The sequence below is a fragment of the Nocardia testacea NBRC 100365 genome (genome assembly GCF_000308775.1).
Taxonomy (GTDB): domain Bacteria; phylum Actinomycetota; class Actinomycetes; order Mycobacteriales; family Mycobacteriaceae; genus Nocardia; species Nocardia testacea.
Window position 1 is genome coordinate 101516 of sequence record NZ_BAGJ01000272.1, and the last position, 13081, is coordinate 114596.

Annotated in this window: 13 protein-coding genes and 1 pseudogene; 7 read left to right on the forward strand and 7 right to left on the reverse strand. The window is 70.3% G+C overall.

Annotated elements, in window-relative coordinates; all coding sequences use genetic code 11:
* Nucleotides 1-93 precede the first annotated feature (93 nt).
* Nucleotides 94-549 (forward strand): Zn-ribbon domain-containing OB-fold protein, encoded by a 456-nt coding sequence (locus tag ON38_RS31900; protein ID WP_083873266.1) that lies wholly within the window; start codon nt 94-96, stop codon nt 547-549.
* A complete protein-coding gene (locus ON38_RS31905; RefSeq protein WP_051165544.1) occupies nt 536-913 on the forward strand; it encodes a hypothetical protein in 378 nt (125 codons plus the stop codon). The genes ON38_RS31900 and ON38_RS31905 overlap by 14 nt, the downstream gene beginning before the upstream one ends.
* Nucleotides 914-954: 41 nt before the next feature.
* On the opposite strand, the gene ON38_RS31910 is transcribed toward ON38_RS31905, so the two are convergent.
* Nucleotides 955-1809 (reverse strand): TIGR03620 family F420-dependent LLM class oxidoreductase, encoded by an 855-nt coding sequence (locus ON38_RS31910; protein WP_039828909.1) that lies wholly within the window; start codon nt 1807-1809, stop codon nt 955-957.
* A 112-nt stretch (nt 1810-1921) separates the two neighbouring features.
* Here ON38_RS31910 and ON38_RS31915 point away from each other — a divergent pair, with 112 nt between their 5' ends.
* A complete protein-coding gene (locus tag ON38_RS31915; protein WP_051165545.1) occupies nt 1922-2824 on the forward strand; it encodes a LysR family transcriptional regulator in 903 nt (300 codons plus the stop codon).
* Between the two features lie 174 nt (nt 2825-2998).
* Complete coding sequence (locus tag ON38_RS31920) at nt 2999-4525, forward strand: sulfatase family protein (protein ID WP_039828910.1); 1527 nt, start codon at nt 2999-3001, stop codon at nt 4523-4525.
* A gap of 108 nt (nt 4526-4633) precedes the next feature.
* Here ON38_RS31920 and ON38_RS31925 read toward each other — a convergent pair whose 3' ends face one another.
* The 4 genes and pseudogenes from ON38_RS31925 to ON38_RS31940 all read right to left on the reverse strand — a co-directional run.
* The gene (locus tag ON38_RS31925; protein ID WP_039828912.1) at nt 4634-4891 is read right to left on the reverse strand and encodes a DUF4235 domain-containing protein; all 258 of its coding nucleotides are present in this window, start codon (nt 4889-4891) and stop codon (nt 4634-4636) included.
* A complete protein-coding gene (locus ON38_RS31930; protein ID WP_039828913.1) occupies nt 4888-5280 on the reverse strand; it encodes a DUF3618 domain-containing protein in 393 nt (130 codons plus the stop codon). The genes ON38_RS31925 and ON38_RS31930 overlap by 4 nt, the downstream gene beginning before the upstream one ends.
* 2 nt (nt 5281-5282) lie before the next feature.
* Nucleotides 5283-5699 carry a phage holin family protein gene (locus tag ON38_RS31935; RefSeq protein ID WP_039828914.1) on the reverse strand — a complete coding sequence of 139 codons (417 nt, stop codon included), beginning with the start codon at nt 5697-5699 and terminating at the stop codon, nt 5283-5285.
* Between the two features lie 505 nt (nt 5700-6204).
* Nucleotides 6205-6510, reverse strand: a pseudogene (locus tag ON38_RS31940) (MFS transporter); the annotation flags it as partial.
* A gap of 275 nt (nt 6511-6785) precedes the next feature.
* Between ON38_RS31940 and ON38_RS31945 the strand changes: the two are divergent.
* The gene (locus ON38_RS31945; RefSeq protein ID WP_051165546.1) at nt 6786-8129 is read left to right on the forward strand and encodes an APC family permease; all 1344 of its coding nucleotides are present in this window, start codon (nt 6786-6788) and stop codon (nt 8127-8129) included.
* Here ON38_RS31945 and ON38_RS31950 read toward each other — a convergent pair.
* Both ON38_RS31950 and ON38_RS31955 read right to left on the reverse strand, forming a co-directional pair.
* Nucleotides 8126-9559 carry a glycosyltransferase family 39 protein gene (locus tag ON38_RS31950; RefSeq protein WP_039828916.1) on the reverse strand — a complete coding sequence of 478 codons (1434 nt, stop codon included), beginning with the start codon at nt 9557-9559 and terminating at the stop codon, nt 8126-8128. The two genes, ON38_RS31945 and ON38_RS31950, sit on opposite strands and share 4 nt — an antisense overlap.
* A 151-nt stretch (nt 9560-9710) precedes the next feature.
* On the reverse strand, nt 9711-10664 hold the full coding sequence (locus ON38_RS31955; RefSeq protein ID WP_039829013.1) for a DNA polymerase domain-containing protein: 954 nt from the start codon (nt 10662-10664) through the stop codon (nt 9711-9713).
* Nucleotides 10665-11122: 458 nt separating this feature from the next.
* Between ON38_RS31955 and ON38_RS31960 the strand changes: the two genes are divergently transcribed.
* Nucleotides 11123-11308 carry a hypothetical protein gene (locus ON38_RS31960; RefSeq protein ID WP_039828917.1) on the forward strand — a complete coding sequence of 62 codons (186 nt, stop codon included), beginning with the start codon at nt 11123-11125 and terminating at the stop codon, nt 11306-11308.
* A 49-nt stretch (nt 11309-11357) separates the two neighbouring features.
* Nucleotides 11358-13004, forward strand: coding sequence for an alkaline phosphatase D family protein (locus tag ON38_RS31965; RefSeq protein ID WP_051165547.1), 1647 nt, complete (start codon nt 11358-11360; stop codon nt 13002-13004).
* The last annotated feature ends 77 nt before the right edge of the window (nt 13005-13081 follow it).

The window sequence follows — 13081 nt, forward strand, 5'->3', positions numbered from 1 at the left end:
TACCCCGGGTCATTCGACCGTGATGGAGACCACCCCCCGCCGAGCACGCTGGAGAAATCCGTCGACCCCCTCCGCGAAGGTTCAGGTCTCTCCATGTACCCCTCTGCTCCGAAACACACCGGCACCGGCGGTGACGCGGGTGCTCCGCTCCTGGAAGACACATTGCTGATCCGCAGATGCGCACGGTGCGACAGGCTGTACGCACCGCTGACCGTCGACTGCGCGTCGTGCGCGGCCGACAGCCTGGAGTGGGTCCCATCCAGCGGCGCCGGGTCGATTCTGTCGTGGCGGGTGGTGGACCGGGGCGTCATCGGCGGGCGCGGGGAGACCATGCCCCTGACGGTCGCCGTGGTCGAACTCGACGAAGGCCCGTGGGTCTACACCTCGATCGAAGGCAATATTCCGCTGGTCGCCGCGGGTCCGGTGCGGGTGCGCTTCCGGCCGCGGCCCCGCGACGGCAGGTTCCCGGTCTTCACGGTCGACACCGAGACCGGCACCCCCGGCCCCCGCGCCGCCGACCGCTCCGGAGGCGAACATGCCCGCACCTGACCGGCCGCACCCCGACTTCTCCGGCGCCACCACATGGGTCCGGACCGCACTACGGCAGTGCGCGGCCCTGGATGCCGCGAAGTCCTTGCTTCCGGGGACGAAGCCGATGCTCGTCTTCGCGATCCGCTGGGCTCCGTTCGGCGGCGCCACCGCCGAGGAACTCTTCCTGAATTTCGGAGTCACCCGGCAGCAGTTCCTGCGTATGACCTGTGCGGCGCTGGCTCCGCGACGGTCCGACGATCCGCGAACGTCTCAGCTGAAACAGCACCTGCTGATGTTGCTGACCCAGGCCTGGCGACCGGACCGCGACACGGATTCGACTCCGGTGCCCGCCAGGCCGCACGGAAGCGATCACGCGTCGTGAACCCGGCCCCCGTCCCGCGACGCAGCGGGCACATCGGGGGATCACTCGCCGGACCGGGACGGCGTGTGGGCCGCGAAGAACGCGTCCGCGACACCGCGCAGGACGGTGACCGGGTCGTCGCCGAGCGGGTACACGCCCACCTGGTTCGCCCCGGCCTCCAAATGCGCGGTGAGGCGCGCCGCGACGGTGGCGGCGTCTCCGTGCGCGGTCAGCGCGTCGATCAGCGCGTCACTGCCGGAGCCGGCCAGGTCCTGGTCGGTGTAGCCGAGCCGGCGCAGGTTGGCGGCGTAGTTGGCGACCCGCAGCGCCTGTCCCGGCGGCCCGGATCGCGCGGTCGCCCGGGCCCGCTCGATATCGTCGTCCAGCACCGCGAAATGTCCGGGTAGCAGCATACGGCCGGCACCGAGGATCGCCCGGGCACCACGTGTATGAACCGGCGGAACCAGGCAGGGGACGGTGCCCGCGGTGCGATCGCGGGCCAGTCGCAGCATTCGGGGGCCCAGCGCGGCCAGGACGATCCGATCGGCGGGTACCCCCGTACTGTTCAATACGTCCAGGTAGGACACGAGTGTGTCGTAGGGCGCGGTGTAGCCGGTGTCGACCTCGCGGTGGCCGATGCCCACGCCGAGCAGAAATCTGCCCGGGTGCGCCGCTTCGATACGGTGATAGGAGGCGGCGACCGTCACCGGGTCGGCGGTCCACACGTTCACCACGCTCGTCGCGACCCGCAGCCGAGTGGTGGCGTCGAGCAGTCGCTGAACCGGCAGCAGGTCCGCGGGCGGTGACGCGTCCAGCCACAGGGTGCCGTAGCCGGCCTCCTCCACCACCCGGGCAGCCTCCGGACTCACCTCGTGTTCCCGTAGATGCGCGCCGAGGAGCCCCATTTCGATTGTCATACGACGACTTCAGCAGCCGGGCGGGGTCCGCGGCCAGACCGGGATCGCACGCGCAGCGATAAGCTTTGCTTATCGTTGCGCGCGGACGACGCGATTCCGGCGGGAGGATGGCATGGAACTGCGAGCGTTGCGGTATTTCGTGACCGTGGCCGAGGAACTGCACTTCGGCCGGGCGGCCGAGCGGCTGCACATCGCCCAGCCCGCGGTCAGCCAGCAGATCGCCGGTTTGGAGCGGGAACTGGGGGTCCGGTTACTCGATCGTTCCTCGCGCCGGGTCCGGCTCACCGCGGCGGGCGCGCGCGTACTCGACGCCGCACGGACAGCGCTCGCGGCCGCCGAACACGTCCGTCTCGCCGCCGAACCGCCCGCCGGTACCCTCCGCATGGGTGCGGCCGCCGGGCTCACCGCCCGGCTGGAACACGGAATCGACGCGTTGCGCGGTAACGGTTCACCGTTCGATGTGGTCCTGGTCGACCTGCCCCTCACCGCCCGCCTCAATGCCCTGCGCCGCGGCGAACTGGATCTGGTGCTGACCCGTGGTGAACCCGCCGAACCCGGGATCGAGGCGATCCCGACCTGGACCGAACCACTCCTGGCGATCGTGTCCGCCCGGCACCCACTCGCCGGCCGCGCCACCCTCGGCCCGTCCGACCTGATCGGCACCGCATTGCGAATGCCCTCGCGACGGCACGATCGGCACCTGCACGACGCGGTCGCGGCCGCGATGCGCGGCACGGGAATCCGGTTCGAGCCGGGACGTCCGGCGGGCGCGGCGCGCGACACCGTGGTCGAGATCGGCTCGGATCCACACAGCTGGACGGTGCTGCCCGCCGATCAGATCACCGAGATCGGCGCCACCCGGGTGGCGGCGATACCGTTCGATCCGCCCCTGACGATCACCGGGACCGTCCTCGTGCCCGAGCACGGTCCCGGGCATGCCGCGCGGTGTGCCGCGTTCGCGTTCGCGGGCGCGCCGGCCGATGCGGCACCCGCGGAACACGCACGCCCCCATTGAATTCAGCGACAACGTAATCCCCGGTGAGCGCACAAGCGGCGGACGGATCGCAACGACATCGGAGGCCGGAAGTCGGTGGCGCTGACGTATCCGGCCGGCTCGCTGGGCTAGGTTGGGCTGCGGCCACCGGACTCCGCTCGGACGGCCGTCGACCAACGCTCACGAGGAGTTCTCATGGGTTCTGCTCGGTCAGTGCGTAACTCGCTGTCCGCGGTGATCGCGGTACTGATGGCGGCGACCGGGGGCGTTTCGGTGGTGTCCGCCGCCCCGCAGTCCGGGGACCAGCGGCCGAACGTCGTCGTGATCCTCGCCGACGACCTGGATTCGGCGACCACACCGGTATGGCAGGCGATGCCACGTACCGCCGCGCTCATCCGCGACCGCGGGGTGGAGTTCGGCGAGGCGTTCGCGCCGATGCCGATCTGCTGCGCGGCCCGCGCCTCCATCCTGACCGGCGAGTACGGCCACAACACCGGTGTCCTCACCAATGCCGGCGAGGTCGGCGGCTTCGAGACCTTCCGCGCCCGGGGCAACGAATCCCATACCATCGCCACCGCGCTGGACAACGCCGGCTACCGAACGGGCATGGCCGGCAAATACCTCAACGGGCTGGAGGACGACCCCGGTCACATTCCACCCGGCTGGGACGAGTGGTACGCCGGAGTCGACAATTTCCTGTACTCCGGCTACAACTACACCCTCAACGAGAACGGCACATTCGTGAAATACGGTGTAGCGCCCCAGGATTACGAAACCGACGTGATACGCGCCAAATCCGAACGGTTCATCACCGACGCCGCCGCCACGGGACAGCCGTTCTTCTGGTACGCCGCCTCCACCGCACCGCATTTCCCGATTCCGCCCGCGCCCCGGCATCTGGCGGAAACCCGGCCGACGGCCGCACCGCGCTCACCGAACTATCAGGAGCCGGACGTCTCGGACAAGCCGTCGTGGCTGATCGATACCGCGGCCCCGCGTGCGGCCACCATCACCGTGACCAACGATCCCGATTACACCAATCGGCTCGGGGCGCTGAAATCACTCGACGAGATGGTCGCGGGGATCGTCGGAATCCTCGATCGAACCGGCGAACTCGACAACACCTATCTGATCTTCACCTCCGACAACGGGTACAGCCTCGGCGCGCACCGGCTGACCCAGAAGATGGCACCCTACGAGGAATCCATGCGGGTGCCGCTGGCCATCGCCGGGCCGGGGATCCACCCCGGTCGCAGCGACGCCATGGCCCTGTCCACAGATCTCGCCCCGACCATCTTCGACTGGGCCGGCCTGCCCGTCCCCGAGCGGGTCGACGGCCGCTCGCTGACACCGGTGCTGGCCGGCGATACCGCGGGGTGGCGTGCCGATTTCGTCGCCGAGTACGGGGGTCCGGGCAGCGAGGGACGCGACGGCATCGCCCAGGAACAGATTCCGGGCACCGACACCCCGCTCATCTACACACTCGATATGCCGTCCTGGAGCGCCGTCCGCACCGACAGATACCTGTACACGCGCTGGTACGAACGGGAGCGGCCACTCGACCAGCGCGAATACGAGCTGTACGACCTGCACGCGGACCCGTACCAGCTGACCAACCTCATCAAGACCCCCGAAGGACGCGCCGCGCACGCCGACCTGGTCGCCGTCCTCGATCGGCGCCTTGCCGTCCTGACCGCCTGCGCCGGAGCGACCTGTCGCTGACGGTCGGATCGCGAGCACCGTCATCGGACCGCTCGACTCCGCACCGGTGCGACCGCACCGAAGGGTTCGGTCCCCGGCGGCGGCGCGACCTCCGCCGTTCCAGACCTCTCAGGTCGGCCATTTCCCGGTCATCCGGTGGTACGCGACCACCCCGGCACGGTCGACCGATGCTTTGACCAGTCCGAACACCGCGCCTTGCAGAGCCGCCGCGAACAGGACCTCACGCCAGCCGTACTCGGGAGAGGTCGCCGCCGGAGCTTCGTCCTGTCCGGCGGTCCGGCGCCAGAGCTGACGGAACACAGCGTTCGCCGCGATCCCGCCGATCACCCCGGCCACGGTGCCTATCGGCTTGTACAGCAGGTTCATGGTTTCCTGCCTCGTACGATCAGCCACGCCACCAGTGCGGCGGCGAGGGCCGCCGTCACCGCGGGCACCGGATAGCCGCGCAGCAGTTCCGTCGTCTTCCGGCCACCCGCCGCCACGGGCTCGGGGGTGCCCGCTTCGGCCCGTTCGAGGAGATGATGGGCCCGGTTCTGCACCTGACCGGCGCGATCGCGGACAGTACGCTCGACCTCACCGGCCCGATACCGCACCTCCTCGGCGGCGTGGTGCGCGGTTTTCTCCGCCCGCGCCCGCACGTCGAACTTCCCGGCCAGTTCGTCCACCGTCTCCCGCAGTTCCTCACGGACCTGATCGCGGTCGCGCCGCAACGCCTCGCGGTCGTCGTCGACGGAGCGTCCTCCGTTCTCGGTCATCGCTACCTCCGATGGGTGACGGTCTCGAAATCGGCGCGCGCGCCCGCCAGAGCGTCCGTGGGCACCGGCGGCGCGCTCGCCGCGATACTCCGCTTGCCGAGCCAAGTGAGCAGGGCCCCACCGGCGAGCAGTACGGCGCCGACGATCAACGCCGCGGCCCATCCCGGCAGCGCCAGCGCCAGCGCCGCCACCACGGCCGCGATCAAGGCCGCGCCGCCGTAGAACATCAGCAGCCCGCCCGCGCCCGCGAGCCCGGCGCCTTTGGCCGCGGCGCTCGTCTTCTCCTGCATCTCCAGCCGGGCCAAGCGCATCTCGTCACGCACCAGCCTGCTCACCTGGATGGTGGCCACATCGACGAGTTCGCCGACCGACCGGTCGTCCCCTGATTGCCGCGTAGGCGGCTGTGCCGTCCGTGTCATGTGCTACCTCCTGTCCGGCGGGCGGATACCCGCCCGACTCCAGGCCAAACGACGCCGTCACCGGGCGGGACCCATCCGGCCCCGGCGCGCGCTGACCGCGGGCCGCGTGCTGCACAGGGGTGGAGGCCACGTGCGGTGACGCGAGGCCGTCGAGACCCACACCCAGCCGTTCCACCGCCGGATCTTCGCGGCCTCGGCGCGAGAGACCGGCCGATGGGCGTGGGGTCGATGACGCGAGTGCGTTCGTCACGCGGGCCGCGAGTGTCGAAGACCTCTGTGCAGCGAATCCGCTATATCCGTGGCAGTGCCCCACCGGGCCCGCCGACGCACTGGGTGCTCGGAGTTCTCAGCGGCCTCGGAGCAGGCCGAGGTAATCACCGCACTTCGTGGTGCCGATGACTGTGCGCCCGCGGCGTCGTAGACCACGAACGCACCCACCTGCCGGCCGCACATGATGGTGTGCACGGCCCCCGCCGGGCGCGGAAATACCTACCGGGCACCGGATTCAGCAGGTGCGCTGTGAACTCAGCGGAGCGGCGAGCTCTTCCAGTGACCGCTGCTCGGCGCTCACCCCGAAGAACAGCTCCACGATTCCGCCGACCATCATCATGACCGCACCGATGGTGAAGGCCAGCGCGGTGCGACCGGCATCGCCGTCACCGGTGAGTTCCGCGAAAACCAGCGGTCCCGCGATACCGCCCGCCGCGGTGCCCAGGGTGTAGAAGAACGCGATGGCCATCGCCCGGGTCTCCATCGGGAAGATCTCGCTCACCGTCAGATACGCGGAGCTCGCGCCGCAGGAGGCCACGAACAGCACGGCGGTCCAGCAGGCGGTGAGCGTGACGGCGGTGAGGTCGCCGCGTACCAGTTACCTCGAAGCCATCGATGATCCACACCGAGCCGAGCCCGACCACGATCATCCAGTGCCAGCGCGCCCAGGGCAGCCGATCGAGGCGGGCCGGGATCCGGGTACACACCGTCGTCATGCGGCATGTCTTCCCGATCGCGGGACCGGCAAACCCACCGGGCGCGCCCGGGTCGGCGAAACCACTGGTGAGAGCGGTGTGCCGCGGGTATACGGGCGCTATGGCGACGACTTTGCGGCGCACCGTGCCCACCCATCTGCTGTACTTCTTCGTGCTCGGTGACATTTTGGGCGCCGGGGTGTATGTACTGATCGGCGAGATCGCCGCGCAGTCGGGTGGGGCGATATGGGTGCCGCTGCTCACCGCGCTGGTCCTGGCGTGTCTCACCGCGGGCTCCTATGCGGAACTGGCCACCCGGTTTCCACGGGCGGGCGGTTCGGCGCACTACGCGACCCGGGCCCTCGGCCCGGCCGCGGGCGCCTTCATCGGTTTCTGCATGCTCGCGGCGGGCGTGGTCTCGGTCGGTGCGCTGGCGCGCGGTTTCGCCTCGGATTATCTGGCCGAACTGATCACCCTGCCCACCGCGGCCGTCGTCGTCCTGTTCCTGGGCGCACTCGCACTGCTCAATATTCGCGGTATCCGGGAGTCGCTCGGCGCGAATGTGGTCGCCACGGCGGTCGAGGTCGGCGGTCTGCTCCTGGTCATCGGTCTCGGTGCCTGGGTTCTCGTCCGCGGCGACGGCGAGCCGGGACGGCTGGTCGAATTGGGCACCGCCGAGCACGGCGCGGTCGGAGCCACCCTCGCGGGCGCGGTCCTGGCCTACTACTCGTTCGTCGGGTTCGAGACGTCGGTGAACCTGGCCGAGGAGGTGCGGGATCCGCGCCGGGCCTACCCGCGGGCACTGTTCGGCGCACTACTGACCGCGGGCCTGGTGTACATGCTGCTCGGACTGGTGGCCGGGGCAGTCGTTCCCACCGAGGTCCTGGCGGAGTCGAGCGGTCCGTTGCTGGAGGTGGTCCGGGTGGCCGGCGGGGTACCCGAACGCCTGTTCGCGGTGATCGCGCTGGTGGCGGTCGCCAACGGCGCACTGCTGACCGGCATCATGGCCTCCCGCCTCGCCTACGGGATGGCCCGCGACGGTCTGCTGCCCGGAGTCCTGGCCCGGCTGCTCCCGGGCCGCCGGACCCCCTGGGTGGCCGTACTCGCGACCACGGCGGTCTCGCTGCTGCTGGCGCTGACCGGCGAAATCGCCGCGCTCGCCGAAACACTGGTCCTGCTCCTGCTGGTCGTGTTCACGGCAGTCAACGCGGCCGTACTCCTGCTGCGCCGGGAACCCGAGGGAGCCGATGGTTTCCGGGTCCCGACCGTGGTGCCCTGGCTCGGGCTGGCGTCCTGTCTCTTCCTGTTCACGCGGATCGACGGTGCGGTGTGGCTACGCGGACTGGTCCTGCTCGGACTCGGTCTGCTGGTGGGCGCCGCCCAGCTCGTGCGCACGCGCCGGACCCGCGAATCCGAGCCGGTGCGCTCCGAAGTCCACACCGCCCCGGAACGGCGGGAGGGCTAACCCAGCTGCCGCTGCGCGGGCCACAGCTGCGTCCAGGGCGCGCGGACGGTACGGCACACATACAACGCCGCTCCTTGCTCGTCGTTGTCGATTCCGAGCCCGTTGTCGAACCGGCCCGCCGCCTCGGGCGCGGAATCGGCACAGAAACGCGCGACTTCCGCGCGGGTGAGGCCGACGGTGAGGATCGGGCGGGAATCGGCCGGTGGCCCCCACCACCAATAGGCATTGTGGCCACTGTGCGGGACCGGGAGGCCGTACGGAGCGCCGAAACGCTCGATGGCCGCGGCTTCGCCGTAGTTGGCCGTGAGTATTTCCGCGTCCGGTGCCAGCCGGGCTCTGGCCTCCGCGATCCGGTCGGTGAACCGCGGCCAGCCGACCGTTTCGCCGGCGTCGTAGTTCAGGGCGAGGACCGGCGAATCGCGCAGTGCGGTCACGGGAAGAACCGGCAGGAACAAGACCGCCGATACGACCGCGTTCAGCGCAACAACCGCCGCCGTCGCGGCGCGGCGCGAACGGGTGCGGGTCAGCACGGTTGCCAGTGCGGTGGCGCCCGCGGCCAGCAGTACCGGGTACATCCCGCCCAGGTAGTAGGCCTTGCCGCCGGCGGCCGGATAGGCCACGAACAGCAGGGCGTAGGCGAGCGCGAAGGCGCGGTACCGATTCCGGGCCAGCCACCACAGACCCGCGCCCCACAGCACCACCATCAGCGGTCCCATCAGGCCGAACTGCAGCAAGACGAAGGCGGCCGGGCCGTCCGAGGTGCCCGACGAACCGCCCGCGATGGCCCGGCTCAATTCGACCTGCGGCAGCCCGTTGCGCGCCTGCCACCACAGATTCGGCGCCCAGATCACCGCGGCGAGCACGAGCGCGGCCGGAAAATATTTGGTGCGGAAAACCTCTCGGGGGCCCAGCAGCAGAAGTGCGCAGGCGAGAACCAGTAGCGGTAACGCCAGCAGTGTCTTGTTCTGCAAGCCGATCCCCGCCAGCGCACCGACGAGCAACCACCAGCGCCGATCCGATTCCGGCCGCAGCAGCCGCAGTACCGTCACCACCAGCGCCGACCACACCGCCAGATCGAAGATCACGGTGCCGAGCTGATGACCGCCGCCGAGCAGGAGCGCGGAGGAGGCCGCCGCCGCGGCGGCCAGGGTCTGCGCTGCCCGGTCGCCGCCCAGTTCACGAGCCGCCCAGCCGGTGCACACGACCACCGCGGTGGCCGCCACGATCGCCGGGAGTCGCAGGACCACCAGCGAATCCGCGTCGATCAAGGCCATCGCCCGGGCCAGCAACGGCACCAGCGGCGGCTGGTCGGCATATCCCCAGTCGAGCCGCCGGCCCGCGGCCAGGAAGTACATCTCGTCCCGGTGATACCCGTACCGGTCGGCACACCCGGCCAGCAGGATCGCGAAAACACCCGCCACCCAGTACATACGGTCGTCCTACCCACTCGCGGCGGCGGACCGGGATACCGCTGCGCCCGTATCGATCCTCGCACGGGCACCCCGGCCGGTCACCCGGTATCGGCCACGCGACGATGGGCCGGTTCCGCCACCGCCGTTCTCCGCCTGCCAACCGGCGACATCAGGTGGCACGGCGGGCGCGGGCCCGCCGTTTGCCCTCGTGCATCGCCTGGACCCGGGGAATCGGGATGGTATGGCCCTCGGCGATGAGATCGGCCGGAATCACCTGCGGTCCGGGCATGGCGGCGGCCCACGGGTCGGAATCGGCAAGCAGGTCCGGCACCGTCCGCATCGTGAAGTCCGCCGGCGTCACCGCGTCGAGTTCGGACCAGGCGAGCGGGAACGATACGGGAACACCGGGACGGATACGCGGACTGTAGGCCGCGACGACGGTCGCGCCGCCGGTACGCGTCGGGTCGAGGAAGACCTTGCCTCCGCGGTCCTCCTTGATGAACGCGGTGGTGGCGAACCCGGGGTCCAGGCGCTCGGCCCTCGCGGCGATCGCCCGCGTCGCCGCGGCCGCGTCCTCGTGCCGGGTACCCGGCACGATCGGCACGAACACATGCGCCCCCTTGGCTCCGCTGGTTTTCACCACACCGGTCAAGCCGGCCTCCGTCAACGCCACCCGGATCAGCTGTGCCGCCTCCGCCGCGTGCCGGAAGGTCTGCCCCGGTGCGGGGTCGAGGTCGAGGACGAGATGCGTCGGCCCCGGCCCGGGATCGGAGGTGACCAGCGTGGGATGGAATTCGACGGCGCGCTGGTTACCGAACCAGAGCAGGGTCGGCATATCGTCGCACAGCGCATAGGAGATCTCGCGCCGCGAACTCTCCGCCCAGACCGTCGTCCGCCGGACCCATTCGGGCGTGTACTTCGGCAGGTTCTTCTGCATGAACGGCTCCTGCCCCGGCCGGACGCGCACGACCGACAGCGGGCGGTCGCGCAATACCCGCACCAGACGCTCGCCGACCGCCTCCAGATAGTCCAGCAGGTCTCGTTTGGTCGCCTCGGCGCCGTCGAACAGCGGCTGATCAGGATTCGTCACCGGAACCCCGCGGCGGACCTCGTCACTGGCCATCGCCTCACCATGCCCGCCGGCACCCCCGGGGTCAACCACCGTGGGACCGCGCTCGCGGTTCCGCATCCGCCACGCTCCCGGTTCCGGCCACACCACGCTCGCGGTCCCGACCGTCCTGCCGCCACGGCGGCAGGACGATATTTCGGTTGCGCGCCACGCGAACGATCCGGATGGTTACCCTGTGCCACCACGAACCCCGACCCCACCCGACTCCCGAACGCCCGGGGAACGCCCGGATCTGACCGGCTGGCGACGCCGGCACGCCCGGCGCACGTCGAACGCCGCGCGGCCGATCCCCTCGGGTAAGCAGTACCGCCGCAAGCCGAAGCATTCGAAACAAGGGGATCCCGACCTCCGCGGGTGACGGTGCCGCCCGGCCGACCGGTTCGCGAAACATCCGGTACCGCAACAGCGATGTCCGGACAACGCGCTTTCCCATTCGGCACACCGGAGCAGCCATGAGCGACACCACCCAGCGCGACACCCTGTGGATGCGCGAGGACCTGCGGCACGCCTGCCGCCTCCTCGGCCTCGACGACCGGCACAGCGCCTGGATCGCCCGCGAATTCGCCCCGTGGGCGGCCGGATATCTCGTCCGCCGGGTAACCCTGGAACTCCGTAACCGGGATGCCGACGCGGCCTGAAGCCTTCTCGATTTGCCGATTCCCGCTCCATCGGCTGTGATCGGAGAACGTGAGCGGAAACGGCAGTGTTTCGAACCTCGGGAGCCCGGTAGCGTTCGGCCGCCGGGCCGTACTGCGTGCGGGGGCGGTGACCGCCGCGGCGGCCGCCCTACCCGCACCTCCCGCCGCCGCGGCGAGCCCGGTGTTCGGACACGGCGTCGCCTCCGGTGACCCGCTGCCCGACGGCGTCGTCCTCTGGACCCGGGTGACCGTCGGTCCACACGCACTGCCCGGGTCGGGAGGCGGTGCCCCGGCCACCGTCCGATGGGAGGTCGCCGAGGACGCCCTGTTCACCACGGTGGTCGCCGCCGGGTCGCGCACCGCGGACGCGGAATCCGATCACACGGTGAAGGTGGACGTGCGCGGTCTGCGCCCCGCCCACGATTACCACTACCGGTTCCACGCTCTCGGTGCGATATCGCCGGTCGGCCGCACCCGTACCGCCCCGGCCGATGCGGACTCCCCGGCCCGCCTGCGTTTCGGTGTGGTCTCGTGCGCCAACTGGGAGGCGGGCTACTTCGCCGCCTACCGCCACCTCGCCGCTCGCGACGACCTCGACGCCGTCGTCCATCTGGGCGATTACCTCTACGAGTACCGCTCCGGATCCTTCGACGGCCGCACCGGGGCGGTCCGGCAGCACGAGCCGGTGCACGAGATCGTCTCGCTCGCCGATTACCGGATCCGGCACGCCCAGTACAAAACCGACCCCGACCTCATGGCCCTGCACGCGCGGGTGCCGTTCATCTGCACCTGGGACGACCACGAATCCGCGAACAACGCCTGGTCCGGCGGCGCGGAGAACCACGACCCCGCGACCGAGGGCAGCTGGGTGGAGCGGCGCGCCGCTTCGATCCGCGCGTACGCGGAATGGATGCCGGTCCGGCTGGAGACCACGGCCGGGGAGACCCGGATCTATCGGCGGCTGCGGTTCGGTACCCTCGCCGAACTGTCCATGCTGGATCTACGCAGCTACCGGGACAGGCAACCCGAGCTCGGCACCCGGGAAGGTGACGACCCGGCCCGTACGATGACCGGCTCCCGCCAGATGGAATGGCTCACCGCCGGACTGGTTTCCGGCTCCGCGCGCTGGCAGGTGGTCGGCAATTCGGTCATGATCGCGCCGCTGGCGTTCCCGCCGCTGGACCCCGAGACCACCGCGGCGGTCACCGAAGTGTTCGGTATCCCCCGCGAGGGTGTGGTGCTCAACACCGACCAGTGGGACGGGTACCCCGCCGACCGCCGCCGCCTCCTCCGGGCCCTGACCGACCGCGGCGTCGGCGACGTCGTCTTCCTCACCGGCGATATCCACAGCTCCTGGGCCGCCGACGTCCCGCTCGACGCCGCGCGCTACCCCGGCGGCCCCACTGCCGGAGCCGAATTCGTGGTCCCGTCGGTGACCTCCACCGGAATCGGGGATATGCTTCCGACCCCGCCGCGCACGGGTTCGGTCGCGCTCGAGGAGTCGGTGCGGGCACTCAACCGGCACATCCACTACACCGAGCTCGATTCCCACGGCTACGGCGTGGTCGAACTCGTAACCGATCGAGTGCGGATGGAGTGGTATTACGTCGGTGATGTCACCGACGCACACACCGGCGCCCGGTTAGCGGCCGCCTGGGAACTGCCCCACGGCGGCCGACTGCGGCCGGGCAGGTAATCCATCGGCTGGGTCAAGGGTCGCTTCGACCGTTCGGCCGGACGGACACAGTTCGGATCACGGTCTTATTAATCATT

Coding starts and splice junctions, on each gene's coding strand:
- ON38_RS31930 (WP_039828913.1), bottom strand. CDS start 5,280: ATGACCGAGAACGGAGGACGCTCCGTCGACGACGACCGCGAGGCGTTG.
- ON38_RS31960 (WP_039828917.1), top strand. CDS start 11,123: ATGAGCGACACCACCCAGCGCGACACCCTGTGGATGCGCGAGGACCTG.
- ON38_RS31945 (WP_051165546.1), top strand. CDS start 6,786: ATGGCGACGACTTTGCGGCGCACCGTGCCCACCCATCTGCTGTACTTC.
- ON38_RS31900 (WP_083873266.1), top strand. CDS start 94: ATGTACCCCTCTGCTCCGAAACACACCGGCACCGGCGGTGACGCGGGT.
- ON38_RS31905 (WP_051165544.1), top strand. CDS start 536: ATGCCCGCACCTGACCGGCCGCACCCCGACTTCTCCGGCGCCACCACA.
- ON38_RS31955 (WP_039829013.1), bottom strand. CDS start 10,664: ATGGCCAGTGACGAGGTCCGCCGCGGGGTTCCGGTGACGAATCCTGAT.
- ON38_RS31920 (WP_039828910.1), top strand. CDS start 2,999: ATGGGTTCTGCTCGGTCAGTGCGTAACTCGCTGTCCGCGGTGATCGCG.
- ON38_RS31935 (WP_039828914.1), bottom strand. CDS start 5,699: ATGACACGGACGGCACAGCCGCCTACGCGGCAATCAGGGGACGACCGG.
- ON38_RS31910 (WP_039828909.1), bottom strand. CDS start 1,809: ATGACAATCGAAATGGGGCTCCTCGGCGCGCATCTACGGGAACACGAG.
- ON38_RS31950 (WP_039828916.1), bottom strand. CDS start 9,559: ATGTACTGGGTGGCGGGTGTTTTCGCGATCCTGCTGGCCGGGTGTGCC.
- ON38_RS31925 (WP_039828912.1), bottom strand. CDS start 4,891: ATGAACCTGCTGTACAAGCCGATAGGCACCGTGGCCGGGGTGATCGGC.
- ON38_RS31915 (WP_051165545.1), top strand. CDS start 1,922: ATGGAACTGCGAGCGTTGCGGTATTTCGTGACCGTGGCCGAGGAACTG.